Origin of the sequence: Alteromonas lipotrueae, assembly GCF_019249215.1 — a bacterium.
In the GTDB taxonomy this organism is placed as follows: Bacteria; Pseudomonadota; Gammaproteobacteria; order Enterobacterales; family Alteromonadaceae; genus Alteromonas; species Alteromonas lipotrueae.
Genome location: NZ_JAESDI010000007.1, coordinates 154,236 through 175,808 on the forward strand (window position 1 = coordinate 154,236; position 21,573 = coordinate 175,808).

The 21,573-nt window shown below is 44.2% G+C and carries 21 protein-coding genes; 9 read left to right on the forward strand and 12 right to left on the reverse strand.

Features of this window, described 5'->3' with window-relative positions; genetic code table 11:
• Positions 1–160 precede the first annotated feature (160 nt).
• From JKP82_RS09895 to JKP82_RS09905, 3 genes are all read left to right on the forward strand, one after another.
• Entirely contained in the window at positions 161–1,423 is a 1,263-nt protein-coding gene (locus JKP82_RS09895; protein WP_218396976.1) for a sigma-54 interaction domain-containing protein, read from the forward strand.
• 83 nt (positions 1,424–1,506) lie between these two features.
• Positions 1,507–1,929, forward strand: a complete 423-nt coding sequence (locus tag JKP82_RS09900; RefSeq protein ID WP_232370704.1) for a hypothetical protein — start codon at positions 1,507–1,509, stop codon at positions 1,927–1,929.
• Positions 1,930–2,007: 78 nt separating this feature from the next.
• Entirely contained in the window at positions 2,008–4,101 is a 2,094-nt protein-coding gene (locus JKP82_RS09905; RefSeq protein WP_218396838.1) for a TonB-dependent receptor, read from the forward strand.
• Positions 4,102–4,227: 126 nt separating this feature from the next.
• On the opposite strand, the gene JKP82_RS09910 is transcribed toward JKP82_RS09905, so the two are convergent.
• Complete coding sequence (locus tag JKP82_RS09910; protein WP_218396840.1) at positions 4,228–4,998, reverse strand: sulfite exporter TauE/SafE family protein; 771 nt, start codon at positions 4,996–4,998, stop codon at positions 4,228–4,230.
• A gap of 255 nt (positions 4,999–5,253) precedes the next feature.
• Between JKP82_RS09910 and JKP82_RS09915 the strand changes: the two genes are divergently transcribed.
• A complete protein-coding gene (locus JKP82_RS09915; protein WP_218396842.1) occupies positions 5,254–7,083 on the forward strand; it encodes an Lnb N-terminal periplasmic domain-containing protein in 1,830 nt (609 codons plus the stop codon).
• 22 nt (positions 7,084–7,105) lie between these two features.
• Positions 7,106–7,552, forward strand: a complete 447-nt coding sequence (locus JKP82_RS09920) for a DUF3015 family protein (protein ID WP_218396844.1) — start codon at positions 7,106–7,108, stop codon at positions 7,550–7,552.
• Positions 7,553–7,654: 102 nt separating this feature from the next.
• On the opposite strand, the gene JKP82_RS09925 is transcribed toward JKP82_RS09920, so the two are convergent.
• The 6 genes from JKP82_RS09925 to JKP82_RS09950 form a co-directional block, all read right to left on the reverse strand.
• On the reverse strand, positions 7,655–8,755 hold the full coding sequence (locus JKP82_RS09925; protein ID WP_218396846.1) for a M14 family metallopeptidase: 1,101 nt from the start codon (positions 8,753–8,755) through the stop codon (positions 7,655–7,657).
• Between the two features lie 234 nt (positions 8,756–8,989).
• Positions 8,990–9,556: an elongation factor P-like protein EfpL gene (gene efpL, locus JKP82_RS09930; protein WP_013786447.1), complete on the reverse strand. Its 567-nt coding sequence runs from the start codon at positions 9,554–9,556 to the stop codon at positions 8,990–8,992.
• Between the two features lie 120 nt (positions 9,557–9,676).
• Complete coding sequence (locus tag JKP82_RS09935) at positions 9,677–10,078, reverse strand: MmcQ/YjbR family DNA-binding protein (protein ID WP_218396848.1); 402 nt, start codon at positions 10,076–10,078, stop codon at positions 9,677–9,679.
• Positions 10,079–10,094: 16 nt separating this feature from the next.
• Positions 10,095–10,601: a P-loop NTPase family protein gene (locus JKP82_RS09940; protein ID WP_218396850.1), complete on the reverse strand. Its 507-nt coding sequence runs from the start codon at positions 10,599–10,601 to the stop codon at positions 10,095–10,097.
• A 23-nt stretch (positions 10,602–10,624) separates the two neighbouring features.
• Positions 10,625–11,035 carry an MAPEG family protein gene (locus JKP82_RS09945; RefSeq protein WP_159533852.1) on the reverse strand — a complete coding sequence of 137 codons (411 nt, stop codon included), beginning with the start codon at positions 11,033–11,035 and terminating at the stop codon, positions 10,625–10,627.
• A gap of 228 nt (positions 11,036–11,263) precedes the next feature.
• On the reverse strand, positions 11,264–11,620 hold the full coding sequence (locus JKP82_RS09950) for a nuclear transport factor 2 family protein (RefSeq protein WP_159533854.1): 357 nt from the start codon (positions 11,618–11,620) through the stop codon (positions 11,264–11,266).
• A 564-nt stretch (positions 11,621–12,184) separates the two neighbouring features.
• Between JKP82_RS09950 and JKP82_RS09955 the strand changes: the two genes are divergently transcribed.
• Positions 12,185–12,574 carry a YybH family protein gene (locus tag JKP82_RS09955; RefSeq protein WP_013786455.1) on the forward strand — a complete coding sequence of 130 codons (390 nt, stop codon included), beginning with the start codon at positions 12,185–12,187 and terminating at the stop codon, positions 12,572–12,574.
• Between the two features lie 171 nt (positions 12,575–12,745).
• The gene (locus JKP82_RS09960; protein WP_246604384.1) at positions 12,746–13,570 is read left to right on the forward strand and encodes an HAD family acid phosphatase; all 825 of its coding nucleotides are present in this window, start codon (positions 12,746–12,748) and stop codon (positions 13,568–13,570) included.
• Between the two features lie 70 nt (positions 13,571–13,640).
• On the opposite strand, the gene JKP82_RS09965 is transcribed toward JKP82_RS09960, so the two are convergent.
• The 5 genes from JKP82_RS09965 to JKP82_RS20845 form a co-directional block, all read right to left on the reverse strand.
• A complete protein-coding gene (locus JKP82_RS09965) occupies positions 13,641–13,859 on the reverse strand; it encodes a YgaP family membrane protein (RefSeq protein WP_159533858.1) in 219 nt (72 codons plus the stop codon).
• A gap of 92 nt (positions 13,860–13,951) precedes the next feature.
• Entirely contained in the window at positions 13,952–15,412 is a 1,461-nt protein-coding gene (locus JKP82_RS09970) for a hypothetical protein (RefSeq protein WP_232370705.1), read from the reverse strand.
• 83 nt (positions 15,413–15,495) lie between these two features.
• Positions 15,496–16,410, reverse strand: a complete 915-nt coding sequence (locus tag JKP82_RS09975) for an outer membrane lipoprotein-sorting protein (RefSeq protein WP_218396852.1) — start codon at positions 16,408–16,410, stop codon at positions 15,496–15,498.
• Between the two features lies 1 nt (position 16,411).
• Entirely contained in the window at positions 16,412–18,997 is a 2,586-nt protein-coding gene (locus JKP82_RS09980; RefSeq protein ID WP_218396854.1) for an efflux RND transporter permease subunit, read from the reverse strand.
• Between the two features lie 690 nt (positions 18,998–19,687).
• On the reverse strand, positions 19,688–19,819 hold the full coding sequence (locus JKP82_RS20845) for a hypothetical protein (RefSeq protein ID WP_258544374.1): 132 nt from the start codon (positions 19,817–19,819) through the stop codon (positions 19,688–19,690).
• Positions 19,820–20,310: 491 nt separating this feature from the next.
• On the opposite strand from JKP82_RS20845, the gene JKP82_RS09985 reads away from it, so the two are divergent.
• The gene (locus JKP82_RS09985; protein ID WP_159533866.1) at positions 20,311–21,090 is read left to right on the forward strand and encodes a siderophore-interacting protein; all 780 of its coding nucleotides are present in this window, start codon (positions 20,311–20,313) and stop codon (positions 21,088–21,090) included.
• Between the two features lie 196 nt (positions 21,091–21,286).
• Complete coding sequence (locus JKP82_RS09990) at positions 21,287–21,478, forward strand: CsbD family protein (protein ID WP_126874026.1); 192 nt, start codon at positions 21,287–21,289, stop codon at positions 21,476–21,478.
• Positions 21,479–21,573: the final 95 nt, after the last annotated feature.

Consider the following 21,573-nt stretch of genomic DNA (forward strand, 5'->3'; position numbering starts at 1 on the left):
TACACACTTGTTCATCAACAGACCTACAAGGCGCGTGCCAATGTGATACCTTAAACCTAGATTAGTTATCTTGTGGGTTCGAATTGTGTGCATACGTCATGCATACCCAGCCCGTATTGCTAGGTGAAGCTGTTACATGAATATCTCGATTGTTCAAGCAATGATAGACGCCATCGATAAACCCGCTATTTTCATCAATCATCAATATGTAATAGAAGCGGTTAATCAGCCTTATCGTAATACCTATCCTGTGGATATTATTCCGGGAGATAGCCAGTGCTTTAAGGTGTCACACGGTAATACCAAGCCTTGTGATCAATGCGGTGAAAGTTGCCCTATTCAACAATGCAAAGAAACCGGCCGCACTGCAAGTGTGGTTCACATTCACACCACAAAAAGCGGTCAAAGCTACTGTGATATTCTCATGCGACCGGTTCACGATGCTAACGGCGACCTGCTTGGTTACTTAGAAATATTAGATAAACTCGCGTTCGCCTCAAATTACCCGACTAAGGGTAAAATGATAGGTGAGTCTGCCGCCTTTAAAGCGATGCTGAATAAAATTAATCGGGCCGCAAAATCCGATATAGCCGTGTTGCTTCAAGGTGAAACGGGTACAGGTAAAGAGCTGGTTTCTCATGCCCTGCATACCAGTAGCCACCGCGCCGAAAAACCTTTTGTAGTAATAGAGTGTACTGGGTTAGCTGATTCGCTTTTTGAATCGGAGTTATTCGGCTACGAGAAAGGTGCTTTTACAGGCGCGCAATCGAACAAGAAGGGGTTGGTTGATGCCGCCCAAGGTGGAACGCTGTTTTTTGACGAAATTGGCGATGTTCCTCTTACCATGCAAGTGAAGTTACTGCGGCTGCTTGAAACTCAAACCTACCGCCCAGTTGGAAGCGTTCAAGTTAAAAAAGCCGATTTCCGTTTAGTATGCGCTACCCATAAAGACTTAAAGTCCTTGGTGGAAAAAGGTGAATTTAGACAAGACCTCTACTACCGAATTGCGGGCTTCCCCATACACCTTCCGCCGCTTCGCGAGCGTCAAAGCGATATTGCCATGCTGTGCAGCCACATGTTGCATGAACTCCCCTCGAAAAAACGCTTACACAAATCCACTCTTGAAGTGCTAAGCCACTATACCTATCCAGGTAACATTCGTGAGCTCAAGAATATTGTGGAGCAAGCGTACTTATTGGCAGATGAAAATGTTATTTACCCCACAGACTTACCCGAGTTAGTCTGCGAGCCCACATCCCATAACTGCGCAAGTGTTCTCACTCTGGAAGCTGCTGAAGCTAAGTACCTAGAAGAGGTAATAGCAAAACATGAAGGCAGTATAGATTCCCTAGCCATAGCACTGGGTATCAGCCAGCGAACCTTGTACCGTAAGCTTCAAGCGTTAGGACTAAAGATTAAATAACACGCGGTAAAAACCCCTTTCAACATCCTATATTTAACGTATTATTAAGTAAGTTCCGGTAGAAATAGAATAGCGCTTTGCCATTGAAGTCATTATTTACACTGCTAGTTTGCCTAACCTTGCTATTGCAAAATGCGATGGCATTGAAGCTTGCGGCTGTAACAATGGAAAAGGCGCAGCAACTGACTACTGAATTGAATGACAGCAGTAACGATATAGAACTCATTTGTACTGGCAGTACCATGCGCTGGATATCATTAAGCGCTACTGAGCATGCCGGTGAATTTGTTTATGTTAGCGTCGATATCAGCAAGGTACCGGTAGAACATATCGACTGTACCAACAGTCTACTTTCTGATTTACCCAATGCGGTTACGGCTCCTGACTTTTCACTTCCTTTAATCACCTTTGTTCGCTTTAACAACCTAGCTACTGCCATTGCACAGCGACCCTACACGGCATACGCCTACGCAGCTCCGCTCTCGCGCGCTCCACCTCTTTCATAGTTTTCCCATCACACTTTACTTATAACGCGCTTTAATCAGCTTTATCGCTGACGTTGTTTAATTAGAAATGGAATAATTATGAAAAAAACAGCCATTGCACTAGCAGTATGTTCTGCTGGCTTATCCCCCTTTTTGTATGCTCAAGAAACTTCATCAACAGAAGTGATTACCGTTATTGGCGAACCGCTCACCGCCACCAATAATGCGCCCGTTTCAGCCTCTACCAATACCGAAGCTGACTATGGTGGTCAACTCGCCACGCTACCTGGCGTGACTATTTCGCGAAATGGCCCCGTAACTGGGCTAATCCAGTATCGTGGCCTTTATGGTGACAGAGTCGGCGTGACTATTGATGGAGTAGATATAGCGGGCGCAGGTCCAAATTCCATGGACTCCCCGCTTTCACACGTGTTACCTGAACCTGGGCTTCAGGCCGTGCTGTATCGCGGAATAGTACCGGTAAGTGCAGGGGTTGAAACCTTAGGTGGTAAGCTAGACATTCGTGCCGACGCTCAGCACTTATTTTCACAAGCTAACGGCCTGCAGTTTAATGCCAGCGCCAGTGCACTTTCTCCCGGCGATGCACAGCAGTACCAAGCCAATGCGTTTTATGGCGCAGACAATGGCTTTTTTACCGGCGCATTCACCCACCAGCAACGCGAAGATCGCGAGGCTGGTTCTAGCAATACCGCCTCAAACATAACTATTCCTAATTCTCAGTACCAAAGAAACGGCGGAAAACTGCGCGCGGGCTATAGTTGGGGCAAGCATAGTCTAGATGTCAGCTACCAAACACTGAACACTAACAACAGCGGCACTGCGGCGCTTGCAATGGATATTTCGTTTATAGACGCGGCGTGGTATCGCTTAGGTTATCAATATCAAGCCGATGATGAGCGTATGTTGAAAATGAGCGTGTTTGGCAATAGCAACCAACACGCCATGGATAATGCTTCCCAACGCGCGATTTCAATGGCAAGCATGGCTAGACAAAACGACGCCGATTCTGTGGCGCAGGGTGTAGAGGCAACTTACATTACCCCTGCCCTTGATGGTGAACTCGAAGTAGGCTTTAGCCATTTACACAGCCGAAATAATTCTGTTATCACCAACCCGAATAACAGCGCATTTTATATCAACAACTTTAGCGATATTACCCGCGATACCTACAGTGGTTTCACCGAATGGCATCGAACAACCGACACCGCTGATTACTTGCTGGGCCTTCGTTATACCCAAATTGATATGGACGCTGATGCAATTGGCTCTAACATGGTGATGATGAACGATGCGGTGGCTATGCTAGCGTCTAACTTCAACAATGCCGAACGTAGTGAAACCTACAATATGCTAGATGCGGCAGCCACTATTCAAGTACCCGTAAGCGAAACCATGACAGTATTTACGGGTATCTCACAAAAAAACCGTGCGCCCAACTATTACGAACGTTACACCTGGTTACCGTTAGGCATTACAGGCGGCATGGCTGACGGGCTCAATTACATTGGTAACCTTGAACTTGATAAGGAAACTGCTCGTCAAATTGAGTTTGGTGTTACTTACAGCAAAAACAACTGGACGGTTTCACCACGGCTTTATTACCAAGACATAGAAGACTACATTGCTGGCACACCGAGCAGCAATGCAGCCGCAGTTATGTTCTCAACCATGATGGGGTCAGATACACCATTTCAATGGACTAATACTGACGCTGTTATTAAAGGAGCTGATGTAACTATTAACGCTAAGCTATCGAATAACTTGTTGTTAACCTCAACCGCCAGTGTTAGCCATGGTAACCGTGACGATATAGACGACGCGCTATTTCGCATTGCCCCCGAGCAACTAACTACCCGTATCGAGTGGCAAAGCGAGCTAATGCAATCGCCGCTTATGTTGTCGGTTACTTCTCATTTAGCGGGTGCGCAAAATCATACGTCTGCCCTCCAAAATGAAAGCAGTACATCAGGTTACGGGCTTATACATTTAGGCGCACGCTGGCAACTTACTCAAGCTTTCAGCGTGTCGGCACAGCTTCAAAATGCGTTTGATAAGTACTATACCGCTCATACCGCGGGTGTTAACCGCGTATCAGATGTCGATATTGCGGTAGGGGATAAACTGCCTGGGACTGGCAGGGAATGGCAGGTCTCAGCAAGCTATCGCTTTTAGCTGGCCCGTTCCCAAAGCGAGCTAACATGTAAATTACGATAAAAAATGTAAAGTGATAGGCGAAGATATTCGCCTATCACGCTTACGTTGAGTAATTCATAGACAAACAATAGCGAACAGGCTGACCTACACTAAGTCAGCTGTTGCTTGAACAATTAAGCGAAAAGCTAATAAGGTGACAATAACTTTAAATAACACGAGAAATTTGTCGGCTGGAATTTTCTTGAGTACTTTTAGCCCCACGTAAGTCCCCACTGCGCCACTTATAATCATGGCAAAAATTAACCCTAACCATTGAAAAAAAGAAAATCCAACAAAGGTAAAAACGAACGCTTTTAACCCATGCTGAAAGGTAAGGCACGAGGCCATGGTGGCGGTTATCTGCATTTTATTGTAGTTATTTCGATGCACAAAAGCGGCTACTAACGGCCCCGTAGCCCCGACAAACATAGAAATTAACGTGGTGACCAGCCCCGCTAGACTTCGCCCTGCGGGTTGCATTTCCTGCGCTTTCGGTTTGCTGCCCCACACCAAAAATAAGATAAAACCCGCTACAGCAAATTGAATAACCACTAAAGGCAATTGCACGACTATAAACGTAGCCAGCACCGCCCCCAACAACGCCCCAAACGAAAAGAACTTCACCATAGACCAATCAACATAACGAAAGGTCATTAGTGCTCGGTTGCCGTTTGAACCTAACTGTACCAATCCATGCACAGGGATAAGTGCAGATACTGGCAAGCTTCCCGCCATTACCACAATAAGCAACACGCCACCGCCAATACCAAAGGTGGCGGTTATCAAGGACGTCATCGTAGAGGTTGCTATTAGCACTGCGGCGGTAGTTATCGAGATAGCGCCATCAGCGGTTAGCCAATAAGTAACGAGATCCAATTACAGCCCTCCTTTTTTAATTTATTGATTTTTAGTTTCCCTTAAGCACAAACGAGGTGAAAGAAAATGGTTTTCACCTCACCTTTTTGAAGCGAAATTTAAGGCACCTAGTAGCAATTAGTAACAAATTATCTGTAATTGGAACTTGTATATACCCCGCAGCGAAGGCATATTCTGCAATCTTCATTGCGCAACGAAACGGTTTATTTTACGTCGTTGTCGCGAATTTAAATGGATTTAATATAGGAAGTTGCGTTGTATTCCTTTTTCACCCGCTGTTGCATAGTATTTTTGTGTACCGTAACGCTAGTTTACGCTAACGATGCGTCTCAACATATAAATAACCTTGCATCACACAAGGTGTGGAAGCAGCTATTACATGCTGAGCAAACCGCAGTAACGCTACACCACAATGGCAGTAACTTCTATTTAGCAGAAAATGGCTTTGAAAATCCACTTTCGGAACTTGAAGCGACTATTCATGCCTTCTCGCAAAACCCAAAAAGCCAGTGTCAATTTCCTGCACGTAAACGTTTTATAGAAAAACAGTTACCCACACTTAGCTTCCCTGACGTGGCATGCCCACAGTATGAAGAATATTTAGATGCTTTTTCTACCCACAGCGTCAGCCTTATTTTTGCTTCAGGCTACTTAGGTAACCCCGCGTCGATGTTTGGCCATGTATTTTTGAAGTTTAATGGTGAATCAGAAGACGGCTTACTCGATAACACCTTCTCTTATGGGGCCAAGGTGCCCGATAACGAAAACAAGTTGGTTTACATCACTAAAGGCATATTGGGCGGCTATCAAGGTAAGTTCTCTAACCAGCAATACCACCATCATCATTTAACTTATAGCGAAACCGAGCTTCGCGATATGTGGGAATATAAACTTGCCCTATCCCAAGACGATATTCAATTTCTACTTGCCCATTTATGGGAGCTAGAAAATGCCACAATGACCTATTATTTCTTTGAGCAAAACTGTGCCTACCAATTAGCAAAGTTACTCAGCTTAGTTTTCGATGAATCTCTGATTGCCCCCAATAAGGTGTGGGTGATGCCATTTGATTTAGTGGTAATGATGCAGCGCCATCAAGCTACCCGCCCCATGTTTAATGACGTTATCTACCATGGCTCACGTCAGCAAACACTTTATGATCGCTGGCAACAATTAACCAGCAAAGAACAGCAAACCTTACTGCACATTCTAGAAAGTGCGCCTAAAGACACGCAACAGCAACTTGCTGCTTTAGGTGACGCATCGGCGATACGGGTTATCGATACCCTTTACGACTACTTTGCGTTTATTGAACAAAAAGAAGACGAGCTCACCGTTACACAACAAGCACAAAAGCGGCAGGCCATGATAAAGCGGTTTGCGATGGCGCCGGGTAAACCAAACTGGAAAAGCGTAGATAGACGCCCTCCTCATGAGGCACAAGATACCACGCGCATTGGCCTTGGTTTATACAACACACCAGCAGGCGACTTAGCGGGGGAGCTGAACTTTCGGGCCAATTACTACGACCTACTCACGCTAAATGCGGGGCGAATTCCCTACTCTGAACTCACTACCTTTAATCTTCGTCTTCGCTACCTAGAGGGTGAAGGACTAGCAGTAAAAGAATTTACGCCGGTGCGAATTATTAACTTAAATGCATCTGAATCAGGATTACCACTTGATAGCAATTGGGCCTGGAAACTGGCCTTTGGCTACAAAGAACAAGCTAATAACTGCACCCACTGCGGCGCAGGTTATATCGACAGTTTTATTGGGAAGTCTTGGGCGTTTCGTCACAACCTTGTAGGTTACGCGGCGCTCAGTACTTCTATTACCAGCTCTAATCTGAATGGCGGCTTTATCGCTGTGGGTTCAGAAGTGGGAGGCGTAGCACATGTTACGCCTGAAATAGCGATGTCACTAGCAGTAGGACAACAATGGTTTGTTAACCAGCCATCGAAGGATCAACATTACCTCTCTGTTACCGCACGATATGCAATTAATCAGCGCTGGGACGTGAGAGCAAATATTGATAACAAGCATGGTACTGACTTCGGCTTGCTCATTTCACATTATTACTAATAACAATCAGAGGAATATAAACATGTTTAAAAAACTAACACTTGCCGCTCTTCTTACGACTACCGCTTTTGCTGGGAACGTATCAGCTGATGACAACATTAACCCGTGGAAGCACTGTGGTATTGGCGCTGTTATCTTTGATGACAATGGCACAGCTGCTGCAATTTCAAACATTATTTGGGATTTAGGGACAACTGCGGTTTCTTCAAAAGTATCATCTGCTGATTCTTGTGAAGGTAAAATGACTACTGCGGCCGTATTCATTCAAAATAACTTCAACAATGTTATTGAAGAGACGAGTCAAGGTTCAGGCGCACACCTAACGGCAATGCTTGATATTTTAGAAGTAAACGAAGCGGCTCGCGCTGATGTTGTTACGGCTGTTCGTGCTGAAATGGCATTATCAGTTGCAGCAAACGAAGCAACTAGCCCAGAAGCTTTCTACAACGCAGTTGTAGCAAACATCTAGTATTGTGGGCAGTGACATTACCGCAAGCGGGAATGCCACTGCCTCATCTTGCTATATTAAGATTAAAACAAATTTTTAAGCTAATTCTTGATCCAAATCTTCCTATTTTACTTGCTTGGCAATAGTCATAATGCTTTGCCCTTGTTTTACTGAAGGCCCCGATAATCCGTAAAGCGCAAAGCCGCTTTCTGGCGCAATAACAGTTTCAACCGTATTGCCAAAATAGTCTTTTACTACCCCTAACATATCACCTTTTTTCAAAAATTGGCCTGTAGTAATTTCAGGAAACCATAAACCCGAAAAGTTAACCGGTACAGAAAAAGTACCTTCAAAATATCGACGGTCAGGTGCCCCCTGTGAAGCTAAGTCAGCTTTGCTGGTATTAATACTAGAAGGCGAAGTAATACCCAAAATACGAGTGGCCTCTTCAAGCCCTGTTACCATCGCATTTATGTGCTCTTCTTTTTTTGAGCCGTTCTCACCAATTTCAACCAAAATGGTAGGTGCACCATGGGCTACCGCTTGGCGATTGAGCGAGCGACGAGTATCAACTTGTTTTTGTGTTTTCATTTTGTAGGTTACGATATTTGGGAATTGAAACCCTTCTGCCACTAACATGGCTTGTGCGTAATTACTGGAAAGCGGCCCACCATAGACACCCACAAAACCGGCAAGCCACTCAGCTCCATCACCACTATGAAGGTCGATAACAAAGTCGGCTTTTGCAATAACGTGGTTCGATAGATTCCACGCTATTTGCTCTGTCTGCGTGCCTTCAACCTTGCCCGGAAAGCTTCTGTTTAGGTTCTTTCTATCATAAGGGTTTACGTAAATACTTTTCTCTTCAAAAGCAGGTATATGCGCTACTCGCACCGCAATGATAGTACCGGCTATCGTACTAGGATCGATATTCGCAAGCCATTTTTCAGTGGCCAATATTGAATTATATTCATAGCCATGAACGCCAGCGATGGTAGCAAGTACAGGTCCTGACTTACCCCCATTGATAACGGTTACTGGGATAAAGGTTTCTGGTTCAGTGCTGTTCCCCCCACCCGTTCCCACAGGAATACTAATGTTTTCTCGGCTACCTTCGGCCACTAAAGTGCCTGCAACTTCTATGTCTTTTGCACTTGCCCCAAACCCAACTAATAAAAAACAAATAGAGAGGATACTGACCCAAGAATACGTTTTAAACTTCATATTTTTACCTAGTTTTCGATATAAAATAGATTGTTTTTGTAATGCTATAACATCACCTTAGCCAGTGATTATACACTGCCCAATGCCAGCTTAAACGATTAATTTAATAAGGAATGTGAGCTTGAAACTAACATTGGGTAATGTATTTGCTTTTAAACGCTAAGGCTTGCAGGAAACAAAACATGACATAGTTGCGCCTTGGTATTCTTTAAGGCGCAACTAAAATTCGTGAACTTACGCGCGACTTTGGAATTTACGCTCTTCGGTATTTACCTTTATCCACTCGCCCGTACTGATGTACTCAGGCACTTGAACCACCAAGCCCGTCGATAAAGTAGCAGGCTTAGTCCGCGAGGTTGCTGATGCACCTTTAATCGAAGGGTCGGTTTCAGTTACCTCGAGTTCTACACTCATTGGCAAATCTAACGCCACTGGCACGTCGCTTACAATTAACACCTGAATAGACTCGGTCTTTTCGTTAATAAACAAGGCTTCGTCAGCAATGCTTTCTTTATTTAAGTGGTATGGCGTGTAATCTTCGTTATCGAGGAATACATACTCGTCGCCATCAATGTAAGAGAACATCACAGGGCGACGCACTAAATCAGCCATTTCTAGCATGTCTGAATCTTTGAAGGTTTCATCAAACTTAGCGCCGCTAACCACGTCATACATGCGCATGCGATAAATACTACCACCCGCACGGCCCTGAGGTACTGAACGTTCGATATCTCTCACAATACACGTTTTACCACCATAAACGATGGTGTGATTCTTTTTAATTTCACTTGCCTTTGGCATGGTCTTACCCTGTTATTAATGGCCTTTAACAATTGGCTGGCCATGTTAAATTATCGCCCTATCTTCCGGTAATTGAGTGTTATAGTCAAAGCCGTTACACCTTTATTGAACAAACATCTGCTACACTTGGTTCAGCCCTAGTTCCTTTTGTTTTTTCTTAGCAAGTCCTAGCGACACTATTTTGTAAGACTCATGTAAGTAGTACCTCAACTCTTCGTTGAGATCTTCTACACTTTGTTCAATGTTTATTTTAGGTTGAGCTTCAGCGCCACCAAATTGCTGGATCCATTTCATGCCCCGAGACGCAAAATAAGGCGCGGGGCGATACCCGGGTTTTTCGCTCAAAAAATGGTAATTAAGCTCTGAGGTTTTGAAAATAAAAGCGGGTTCACCGTTTTTGCCTAAACCGCCTATGGCAAATACTTTACCGCCCACCTTCCATACATGGGAGTTATTCCATTGCATTACATAAGTTGTAGCCTTTAAGCCACCACAAAACTGATTAAACTCGTCGTAGGTCACTGTGCTTCACTATCTTTCATTGTCTTTCACTGTGGCTGTTTGAGGTGTACATGGTTTTGGTTCCCTCAAAGCTATCGTACAAGGCTTGATGACTTTGCTTGGAAAAGGTATCTGTTCTATTTTCATAGTCCTTTATCCAGTCTAACAACATACTTAAATTAGCATCTTGTGCTTGCTTAGACGCATACTTATGAGGTTCCCATGGGCGTGCCTTAGCATTCTCTACACAAAGGTTAATGGGTAGATTTAAGAAGATAAGCTCATCGGCATAAGGCAAGACTTCAGCGAGCAAATCGGAATAGCAACCCTCAATAACCCACGATGTATTTTTAGATAAGAAAGTTTCAATAAGCACCTTTGATTCGCTGATAGGCAAACGACTAGGTGGGCTAGAGGACGCATTTGAGGGCGCCCAGGCCACCGCGTCCAAATCTAAATGCGCGATGTGGCGCACCTTTACCAAATTCTTAGCTAAGGTAGACTTTCCTGAACCTGAGTTTCCAAAAACCACGATTTTTGTCATAAGAAGCCTTATTGTACTTTGAACTAGCTTTGTGCAACCACGGTTTCAGCAACGAACAAGCCCCACATTGCTAAAACAGCCAGAAAATTTAGCGTAAAGACCAAGCCTCGCAATTGTACGTTTGACGTTAATATTTGTACCGCGCTATGTACTATCCGCCCAGCGATAAACACCCAAGCAAAAGCAACATAAAGCGAGGTGAATTCAAGCCCTTTAACTATTAATACAACGCAAATAATATGAAAAAATAACGGCCACTCGAATTGGTTACTTAAATTAGCGCTAATTTTAGGTTGAATAGTATCGAATGGGTTGGTGCCATCGTGGTTGCGACCTATTCCCCACACCTTTGGCGCTCTCACGAAAGTTAAAAGTATATAAAGAAAGGTGCACAGTAAAACATGGGCAAACATTGGTACTAATAGGCTATCCATTCGCTAATACTCTCGTTATTTTTTGGGCCTTTTCGCCACGCCATGAAAGTGCGTAGGACCACCGGGTATAGTTGGGTCCATCTGAAAATCTAAGTCGATAATTTCCCAGCCCTCCTCGCCAAGTGAATGTAGATATTTAACTATATTTTCGATGGAAATACCCTTTAAAAAACACCTTTCTCGGCATCTGACGAGTTTATTAGTACCGATTTACTCAATCATAGGCCGCTAATCGGGAATAGGTAAATCATGAGCCCTCAAAAAGCTTAACTTGTCCCAATAACCACGTTGAAAAACGATAAGGTTGTTTTTAACGTTAAAAAAGCCACATCCCCGAATACCAATAGGGTCTTTCCACTCTAGAATGGCCCAATCACCATCTTCAAAAATGTTCTCAACAATACATACCATTTCAGCATTAGCGAATTCATTTGAAAACATAGCATGTATGGCTTTTTTTCCTTCCACCGGAAGGTTGGCCACCTGATGGTTAATGGCATTTTCGGCATAGAAGCTCGCCATTTTATCTGCATCGCCCTCGTTAAACGCCGCTACCCATCGTTTGACTAATTCACTAGGTGTCATAATATTTCCCTTTTACTGTAAACATATAATTTGAGTATTCGACATCTTGTTAGTGTTCACAAACTATTCAACATTCCAATAAATCAACAACGCCCATGGATGGGTATACCGAGCACTACCGTACGAACTCAGTATAGATGGTGTACTAGGGCAATCGGAACCCTCCACAGCAGGGATGCTGTGGCGAAGTAGCCCGCTATGTTTCAGAGTGAGGGTTGAGAGCGAGCCTCATGACCCTCTACCGCAAGGATGCGGCAGCGGAGCCCCCATGGATGGGTTTACGGCGTGTCATGAGGCATGCGCTTCGCCCTCACTGACTATTGAAACAATACAAAGTCGTTGACTTTTTATTCGGCAAATTAAATACTGCGGTTATGACATTACGCACATTGCTGTTTTCAGCACCGCGCCAAGGTTTGGCGTTAAACTCAATTATCCTCCTCGCTATTATTCTTAATAATTGGCGGGAAAGTTAGTGCGTACGTAAAACATCACTAAAACCCGCCGCCAAGGCGGGTTTTTCTTAAGTCTGTCTTCGCGGTAAAAACAAACGAGACGACAGCCATGAACAACATCACTCAGTTATTAGCCCGTTTGCACAACGCGGTAAACGAAAACGACCCTGCTTCGGTTAGCGCCTGCTATGGCGATAATGCCAAGGTGGTATCTACGCCGCTGAAAGGCACAGCCCAGCACGATTGTGTTAGCGCACTACAAACTTTCCAACGCAAATACATGCCGGAGCATATCGTTACCACCGGCGATGAAATTGTAATTGAGGCGGGTGATGTAGCCTTAGTAATCGCTAAGCTTTACCTAGTGCCAAAAGCCGCTCCCCACACATTACCTTGCGACGGCAAACGAGCGGTGTATGTGATGCAGCGAAACGACAGCGGTGAATGGCGATGCATTATCGATAACTTCTTTGGCACCGATTTACTCGACTTTGCCTGAGACTTTGCAGAAGCATTAGGCCCGGCGCTAGTTAGTTTTATCAGTAATACGACAAAGTGAAGCTCGGGCAAGTTACCTTTATTTTGAAGCCGGAACGTTTTGTGTCAAAGTAACGCATCAAAATTTTCATTGGCGAATACAGACTGTTAACGCTAAGCAAGGACTATAAACATGTTTACCACTGCTTCGATTTCTTTTAAGACCGCACTGCGACCTATTGCCGTGTCTTGTTTAGCGCTAAGTGCGCTATCGGCATGTGTTACCACACAACAGGCTGACACCGCGGCCGTCGCACCAGAAGCTTCGTTTTCACTATCAAACTCAGTGAAATACCAACGCCAGAGCAAAGAATATCCACTCCTTAGTGCCTATGTTTACAAACAAGCTACCGCTGCATTGCCCGCGTCTTTTGATAATCAACAAACCCCATCGGTGATTGTATTAGATGTAGATGAAACTGTGCTTGATAACAGCCTTTATCAAGAAGAGCGTGAGTCGAAAGGCATGGGTTATTCAAGCGAAAGCTGGAATGCATGGATTAAACGAGAAGAAGCTACGTTGGTTCCTGGTGTAGACAAGTTTCTAGCAACGGTGATTGAAAGAGGCGGGAAAATTGCCCTTATTACTAATCGCGATAAAACCTTAGACGCCCACACATGGAATAACTTGCTTGCTATGGGCTTGCCGCTTACACCAAGCAATACCTGTATTATGGGCAGATTACCTGCCGATAAAGAGGCCGTTGATCATAAATATATTGTAAACGATAAAGATCGTCGCCGTAATGCTGTAAAACAAGGCTCGCCAGCTTGCTCACTAACTAATGAAGCAGCAAGTGATAGTTGGAACAAACCGCATAATATAATTATGCAAATTGGCGATAATATTGAAGATTTTCAAGGAGTAACGCAGGAAGACGCTTATCTGCCAGCGATACTGCCTGAAGTCGGTACTAGCTTGTTTATTTTACCTAACCCTATGTATGGTTCTTGGTAAGCGTAGTTAGCCTTAAACGCTTAAGCCTAACTGGTGCCCTAACTAGTACTGTAATTAGCTTATCGTTAAACTAGTTTTGCTGTTGAGCCAGCTCTCTTTCGCTTTTTAGCCCCAATACCTTTTTAAAAAAAAGGGTGGCGGGGCAAAAGCCAGTAAAACTCTGCTGAAATAGGTTGGCGCCAACAAATACCGTAAACCATACAAAGTTTGGATGAACCCACACCGTTAACACTACCGATAACAACACCATGAAACCCGCAAAAGCGGTTAATGCTTTTTCTTGAGACATTATCATTTCCTCTTAAATAATCGCACCCAGTTAATTAATGGTACACCGCTAATTCGTACAAAAATCGCGACTACATTTGTTTGCTGCGCAAACTAATAAAAAAACCTAAATGCAAAATAGACGTTACTGGCGTCTTCGAATTGAGCAAAGAACGTATGCGATTCTTCGCCACTAAATAAATTAACACCGCCTCGAACCTGCCACTTATCGGTAGGGGAATAGCTGGCGCTAGCTTTCAAGTAACCATCATTATCCGTAGGCGAATAAAATAGAAAGCTATTGATGGTGAGGGTTTGTCGCCATGCCTGCCATGTAATACGACCTGTAACCCAATGCCGATACGCTTCTTGCTCATATTCTGGGTAGAGTGAGTGAACCAATAAAGCATCATGATGTTGAGTGGCTTCGGTATACCACTGCACAGCGCCCGTTACATTAGCCATCACTTCTTGGCTATAACCAAGTAAATACCGGCTCTGGGAGTTACTCACAGATGGATCAGTTCCTTCGCTATCATCTACACTCCGGTAATACGCATACTCTGCATTTGCAATCCCTTTACCCAACGGCATAACTACGCTGGCGCCAATGGCATTTAAGCGGCTATAACGCGGCGCACCCAATTCATCTGTGGCCGTAGGTTGCTTGGTATAGCCTCGATATCCGTAAAGCGCAGCCTCAATACTCCCAAACGAGCTGCTAAATGTACGATGCGCCCGCAACGCCACTTCACTACCACTTGGCGTATTGTCATTACTTACGGTATAAGCTGGCGCGATATTTTCATTGGCTTGGGGGCTAAAAAAGGAAAATACTTCTCCTGTAATACCGATATCAGGTTCAAATTCAGGTGTCACCACAACATCTATATTTATGGCCTCCCAATACCCCGATAGCTTAATAGAAGCACTGGGCGCTTTTAAATACTCATCATCACGGCCAGAAAAAAATGACTGATAATCTTTTGGGAAAAGATCGTTTAGAAAAACATAATCACCAGTTCCCCAGGTAAGCACCTGCTGTCCGATTTTTAGATCAAAAGCATTGCCCCATTGGCCCAAGGCAGCAAGATTGCCTTGCCATGCTAGCTCACGTATCTGAAATTCTCGTTGATGTTTAACGCCGTCGTACCACGCATCGCCCCGAAAACTAAGTTTTGATGCTGCTAGCGCATAGTCAGCACGCAATTGCACTCTTGCATCTCGCAAGGTGCTGCTAGCATCAATGGCGGCATCATTAGCCACTCGGTTTCCTGCCGCGAGCTCGACAAATCCGCTTAAGGTGTAAGCGGTAGCGTTAATATCCTTCTCGCCCCAGTCTTCGCTATCCCAATTATCGTCACTCCAACCTTCGTTGCCCCAGCTGTCATCCTCCCAGCCTTCATTTTCCAAACTATCGTCACTAGCAGGCTCAGGGTTGTCGATTTGTTCAGTTTTAGCGGGTACATCTTGTGCAATTTCATTCTGCAGTTCTTGTGAATACACCGGTAGTGAAACACTTATTCCCAGCAGCGCTAGTGCAAGTAGCGCCGCTCCACGTGATTTCTTTCCCAATAGCGCGATTCCCAGTGGCTCGGTCTCAAAAGGTGCGCTATCAAAACATTTCCCTGAAAAAAGCTGTGCTCCCCGCATCACGATTACTCCACAAACTCTCGTGGAGGAACCCGCAAGCTCCGTTCACTGAATATGCTGTCCGGCAAGGCGATATCGTACTGAATACCGCGAAATTCCATTAAGGTATAACCGCCTGATGCTAAATCAGACACCTTGCTTCGTACTACCGTTGGGTACCCTTGAACTGTGTCTACTGATACCGCTTCAACACGGCGGTAATTATCATCTCCTTTGAAAAAGTTTATTAGCGTAGGTAAATAGGTTTGCTTGTCTATCTCTACGACATAATGTGAGAACTCTACGCTACCGGCGCTTTTAGGCGTTGCGCGTAACACATAGTGGGTATCGGTGGTATTTTGCATAGTGAAGTTGTCTTCTGACACTGCACGGCCCGACACATCTTCATAAAAAAAGTGTGAACCGACAAACGAGGTGCGTTTATCGCCAGCGGCAATGCGCTTTACTAAATCAAGGGCCGGCAAATACAACCAACGATCATCATCGGTATCAATGTTGGTGTGCTTTTCAACTCTAAACACCGTGCCTTTTACTTCGGTTGGGCGGCTGAAAAACACCAGCATTTTTTGGTCGCCGCTTTCAGTACCTTCATTGTTTAGCACGTCTTTACGCAAAATCGTGAACTGACGCATTTGTTTGCGCCCTTGACTATCTACAATGATCATTCGCGCCATTGATTTACCGTCATTGCCTGCGTAATAGGCGGCCTTTTCTGACTTCGCAATAATACTCGCCACGTCTTCTTGCGCATTCGCGGTAACGGGAGTCACCGCGGCAAAAGAAAAGCAAAGTAGCAACATACTTGTTAACCAAACACGAACACTCGAGTTGGAGGTCTTTGTGTTGATGTGAGTATTAGCGCGTGCCATAACAAGGAAATCGCGATTAACATTTGTGATGTGAAGCATTGAATTACGCATATTAAGCCCCTTTAAAAACCCAACGTTTTAAAAATACCATGGCCGCGGGTAAGACCAACAAAGTCACCAAGGCAGAAACCGCCATGATACTCGCCAAGAAAACACCCACCGTTATGTAAGGCACTAACGGCGCTAGCAGTAAAGGGGTGAAGCCCAGTGCTATCACCAACGCATTGCGCGTTATTGCACTGGCAGGCTCATCAAACATAGCGTCTAAGGTGTCTGGCACACTGCCCGTCTCCTTATAGATTTCCCGCGCCCGAGCAAGGAAGTGAATAGCGAAATCGACAGATAGTCCCAAGGTAAGCGCCGAAAGTACAGCAATAGGCATGTCGTAGTCTTTTCCCACAATGCCAATAAGTCCATAAATAAACGTAATAGTGATGGTAAGGGGGAGCATGGCGAGTACGCCAAAAACAAAAGAACGAAATAGCAGTACCATCATCACAAATACAATGACAAAAGCGCTAAGCAAACTTTCCAACATGCCTGTTACCATGTTTTCTTGCCACACCACATTTAAATAGGCTTTACCCGCCCAGTCGTAGTTCAGCCCTTCCGGTAGTGGGTTATTCGCAAAGTAATCTTCAACAAGCGAAATCACATTCGTCATATCTTGGTTGTCACCGCTGGTTAGCTGTAGCCAAATCAGCGTTTGGCGATAATCCGGCGTGACAAAATGCCACAGGTCTTGAGGACGGTGGGAAGACTGATATTGCATTAAGGTTTGTGCCACGCCTCGGTTGTTGGCGGGCAATGCGTAGTCTACCTCGTTACCTGAGCGTAACTCACGATTCACCACTTTGACTACATCAACCAAAGACTGTGATTTACCAATTAAAGGTTGAGTATCTAGGTACGCTTGCAACTTCTCAATATGCACAAGTACTGCGGGCTGTTGGAAGGTATTGGCATTCCCATTCGCGGCATCGACGACTTGCAATAAGTTGTCTAACGCGGTTAGTTCATCATCGTCGAGATTGCTAAATAGCGCATCATCAATACGCATGGCAAGTTCCGACATTTTGTTAGCGTCATCGTTCTGGCTTATCGCGGCCTGGGTTTGCTCAACCCATTCATCTAAACTTGAAGGTAGTTTTGCCTCATTTAACACCTTACTTGCATCAATGTTTTCATTGGTATCTGTAATCACCAAATAGGCATTATACGTGCCCGCAAACTCTGTATTTAAGGCCCTGTCTGCCACCCTTATTTCATGGTCTTTTTTGAACCAACGTACGGGGTTGTCGTTAATATTAATTTGGGTAATCCCCCACGCTGATACAAGAGTAATTGCACCAAATACTGCGATAATCAGCGCTCTGTGATTCAGCGCAATATAACGTAGTTTATTAACGGTACGTTTTAGTAACGTGGTATTGCCTTCACTATTGTCAGCTTCTTCATTTTGATGCAGCGCGACTTGAAGTTTGTTTAATGCCGCAGGTGACATACGGGATATATAAGCGGGAATAAACGTAAGGGTAATTAAAAACGCCAACAAAATACCAAACCCAATATAAGCACCAAAGATCTGCACGGGCGGTATCGGGGTTAGCATTAAAGAGAAAAAGCCTGCTGATGAAGTGAGTGAGGTAAACAGCATGGGCTTAAACAGGTGCTCAACCACGTGAGTGATCACCTTACCTGCATTTTCACCTGGCTTATAACGGTCGGAAAATTCAGACAATATGTGTACTGAGTCGACTACCGCGATTGGCATGAGAAAAATGGCAATCATGGATGACATGATGTGCACAGTGAATCCCATGCCAATGAGAGCACCCATGGTAATGATAACTGTAGCCATCGCCACTATCATGGGCGCAGTAATAAGCGACCAATTTCTGAAAAAGAAGAACAGAAGAATAAAAATCATGGCACCAGCCGCAGGTGCAGCAATGGCCATTTGCACAAACATTTCTACCCCAAACTGATCTTCAGCAACAGGTAAACCTGTGATGTGCCATTGGCCTGCCGTGTGAACATTCGTTAAATAAGCGCGAATATCTTGGGCAATGCGATAACTTTCATTCTTGTCGGCAATAGGGATATAAATAGCAGCAGCGTTACCTGAAGACGCAGCCAGTGTGTCGTACAGTAACGGCAGTCTTTCGATAGATTTTTGTAGTTCAGCACTTGCGCTTTCGGTTTCAGGTGGGCTGGCCATTAACCATGAAAATTCAAGACTACCGTCACTACCTTGCTTAATGTTGTCTACCGTTGAAAATGCCATGACGTCTTGGCTAATAACACCCTCTATGGCAAGTACATGGTTAGTCACCTGGTGGATGGCCGCCAAGGTTTCTGGCGTGTATATGCCGTTTTTGGACTCGTCGCTTTTTGCAAGATTGTCCGCTACCACCAAGCCAACCACTATCGCATCGTGCATGGCGAAGGTTTGCTTTACCTCATTATGAAAGGTACGAGCACGATGAGATTCCGCCAGCATGTTTTCAGGATCGGTATCAATCTGAATTAACCGCATTTGAAAAGCGGCAAATGCCGTTATCACGGCGAGAAAAAAATACACCCATCGCCCTTTGTGCGTGCTTACATGCAAAAGCATATCAATTGCTAATTTCATATCAAAAACCTTAATATATTAGATTTTTATTATATTTGTAAATTGTGCAGTAAACAAGCACATTTTCAAGCAAGGTAACCGTGATTGACATTGTGTATGTACATGTCGGTAAAAAACGACACAGCAGTAGGAAAAAATTTCCCACCTCGTTTTATAAACATACGCCTATAAAACCCCAAACGTTTAAAATATAGAACAAAATAGATACACATCAACAATTTACAAATAAACTTGAACGACCTTTAGTTTTGGCACAAGTTTAGCATTAATTAGACTAACGGATAACAACAGGTGTAGAGCATGATGCTAGGAAGGCATACCGTTACCACGAAGGTAACCATGACATTACAGACTTTATCTGCGCAGGCTGACAACATTGGACGTAAAAGGAACTTCGTCGGCCAAGGATGCAAGGATTGATAGCAAGGTTAACGTCGCTCTGTTGTTTATCGGAAAGTTAAATACGTTTAACGCCAACACGGATGTTGAAAAAGGATGCGTCTTGATGACGAGCAAGGTTGACATTGATGTCGACAAAGCAATCACCACGGAGTGGGTTGATTTGCTTTAAGGACTTGTTGACGTGAATGACCGATTATCTGTTTTTGCGCCAGTTGAATGTGATGGTGACTTGGATTAAGTCGTAAAGGCCTGCAGGATGCAGAGTAGTAAACGCTATTATCGCGATTGCTACTGGATACCCACATCACTGGCACAGACATTGATGTCCATGTGCAACAAAGGATTGTAACCTATTTGGCTCTGTTGACCCGGCATTATGCCTTCAGCAATGGCCATATCGAGGAACACTAATAATATCATAGATATTATTAGTGTGCTGTCACTCGACAGCGTGCCTCTCCCCTCTAAGGCCCTTCCCGGCCTTTTATATACCTCTGATTTTAGCCCGCCTTTGGCGGGCATTTTTTTGCTTGTGACTTTATGCACTTACTTTTTCTTTTTAAACAACTATATCTAAGGTCAAAGAAGCCCTAAAAATCACTGTTTTAAAAACTTTTTATTTATTTTTGTATTTTGCTGAACTTTTCTTTATTTCACCGCTCTTACTAATACATGAAGTCATTTAGTGTGTTGGCTTTGTGAAGTGTAAATGTGTTTTCCAAGTTATGTTGTGTTTTTCTTAAGGGGCTCTTTAGCCCCTTTCTTTTTGCCTGTAATAAAATGCCACTTCCTGCTTCAAAATTACTTTTCTAAAAACCAGAATTATTAGCTAGATTTCATCCCAATCTTAGAAATGGAAATGAGAACTATTATCAAATAAGCTATATCCACTGTCGTATTTGGAGAAAATCATGTCTAAACCCGCACCTCGTGTTGTTGAAGTTATCGAGTCTTTCCGTATAACACCAAACATGCAACGTATTGTCCTTGGCGGCGCTACATTAGAAGACTTTCCAGACACTCGCCCTGGTGCTTACGTTAAGTTACTTTTTGATTTAAATGGTGACCCTGTCGTTCAGCCTGCCAAAGATAAACCCGTTGCTATGCGTACCTACACGATAAACAGCTTCGATAGACAAAAAGCACAAATGTCCATTGATATGGTAGTCCATGCAAAAGATGGAGTAACTGGCCCCGCCGCCGCATGGGCGCTAAGCGCAAAAGAAGGTGACAAGCTAACTATTGCAGGCCCTGGTAGCAGTAAAGCGTTAGCAGAGAATTATGACTGGGTACTTTTCGCAGGCGACATGACAGCGCTGCCCAGTATTAGAAACTATTTACAAGCACTTCCTAGCCATACTAAAGGCATTGCAGTTATAGCTATTGAACATGAAACCGATGCTACCACGTTAGAAAAGCCTGAAGGCGTATCGATTCAGTGGATATCTAAAAAAGAAGCAACATTGTCTGACGCCTTGCAGCGTATTGACTGGCAACAAGGAACCCCTGCTGTATGGGTTGCCTGTGAATTTTCTCAAATGAGAAAAATTCGTTCGTGGCTTAAGGACGAAAAAGAGGTGCCCCACAGCCAAGTGTACATTAGCAGCTATTGGCGTGAAGGGCGCAGTGAAGACCAGCATAAGATAGACAAGCGCCAAGATGTTGAAGCCTTTGCACAACAACTTGCCTAACTAGGGCGCGCTGAAACATAAAACCCTGTATGACTTTCAGCGCCCTGTAAATAATGCAGAGCGCTGGCAATAGCCCCCTCTTCTAAACCAGTAAAAATCTATATTTTTCATGATGTTAATCTTTGGAATGGGGATTGCTACTTATTTAGTGCAGTTCACAATAACCACTCGGTTATTCTTTTTAAAGGAGCAACATATGAACAATGATCGTATCGAAGGCAACTGGAAAGAAATGAAAGGTAAGGTACAACAGCAATGGGGTAAACTTACCGATGATGACCTAGACGTAATAGATGGTCGTCGTGAAGAATTAGTAGGTAAAATTCAGCAAGCATACGGCAAGAGCCGTGAAGAAGCCGAAAAAGAAGTGGATAACCATTTCAACTAGGCACTTCACCTAAGCCTTAATGGCTCGAAGTACAAAAAAAGCCCCATTTGGGGCTTTTTTTATATATAAAACAACGTAACCAGTAGAGGTAAAAT

Bases quoted from the DNA above. Each gene is read 5' to 3' on its own strand.
- JKP82_RS09965 (WP_159533858.1), bottom strand. From the start codon at position 13,859: ATGTCTCAAGAAAAAGCATTAACCGCTTTTGCGGGTTTCATGGTGTTG.
- efpL (WP_013786447.1), bottom strand. From the start codon at position 9,556: ATGCCAAAGGCAAGTGAAATTAAAAAGAATCACACCATCGTTTATGGT.
- JKP82_RS09975 (WP_218396852.1), bottom strand. From the start codon at position 16,410: ATGCGTAATTCAATGCTTCACATCACAAATGTTAATCGCGATTTCCTT.
- JKP82_RS09920 (WP_218396844.1), top strand. From the start codon at position 7,106: ATGTTTAAAAAACTAACACTTGCCGCTCTTCTTACGACTACCGCTTTT.
- JKP82_RS20845 (WP_258544374.1), bottom strand. From the start codon at position 19,819: ATGATATTATTAGTGTTCCTCGATATGGCCATTGCTGAAGGCATAATG.
- JKP82_RS09905 (WP_218396838.1), top strand. From the start codon at position 2,008: ATGAAAAAAACAGCCATTGCACTAGCAGTATGTTCTGCTGGCTTATCC.
- JKP82_RS09945 (WP_159533852.1), bottom strand. From the start codon at position 11,035: ATGGATAGCCTATTAGTACCAATGTTTGCCCATGTTTTACTGTGCACC.
- JKP82_RS09990 (WP_126874026.1), top strand. From the start codon at position 21,287: ATGAACAATGATCGTATCGAAGGCAACTGGAAAGAAATGAAAGGTAAG.
- JKP82_RS09980 (WP_218396854.1), bottom strand. From the start codon at position 18,997: ATGAAATTAGCAATTGATATGCTTTTGCATGTAAGCACGCACAAAGGG.
- JKP82_RS09895 (WP_218396976.1), top strand. From the start codon at position 161: ATGATAGACGCCATCGATAAACCCGCTATTTTCATCAATCATCAATAT.
- JKP82_RS09940 (WP_218396850.1), bottom strand. From the start codon at position 10,601: ATGACAAAAATCGTGGTTTTTGGAAACTCAGGTTCAGGAAAGTCTACC.
- JKP82_RS09955 (WP_013786455.1), top strand. From the start codon at position 12,185: ATGAACAACATCACTCAGTTATTAGCCCGTTTGCACAACGCGGTAAAC.
- JKP82_RS09950 (WP_159533854.1), bottom strand. From the start codon at position 11,620: ATGACACCTAGTGAATTAGTCAAACGATGGGTAGCGGCGTTTAACGAG.
- JKP82_RS09960 (WP_246604384.1), top strand. From the start codon at position 12,746: ATGTTTACCACTGCTTCGATTTCTTTTAAGACCGCACTGCGACCTATT.
- JKP82_RS09925 (WP_218396846.1), bottom strand. From the start codon at position 8,755: ATGAAGTTTAAAACGTATTCTTGGGTCAGTATCCTCTCTATTTGTTTT.
- JKP82_RS09985 (WP_159533866.1), top strand. From the start codon at position 20,311: ATGTCTAAACCCGCACCTCGTGTTGTTGAAGTTATCGAGTCTTTCCGT.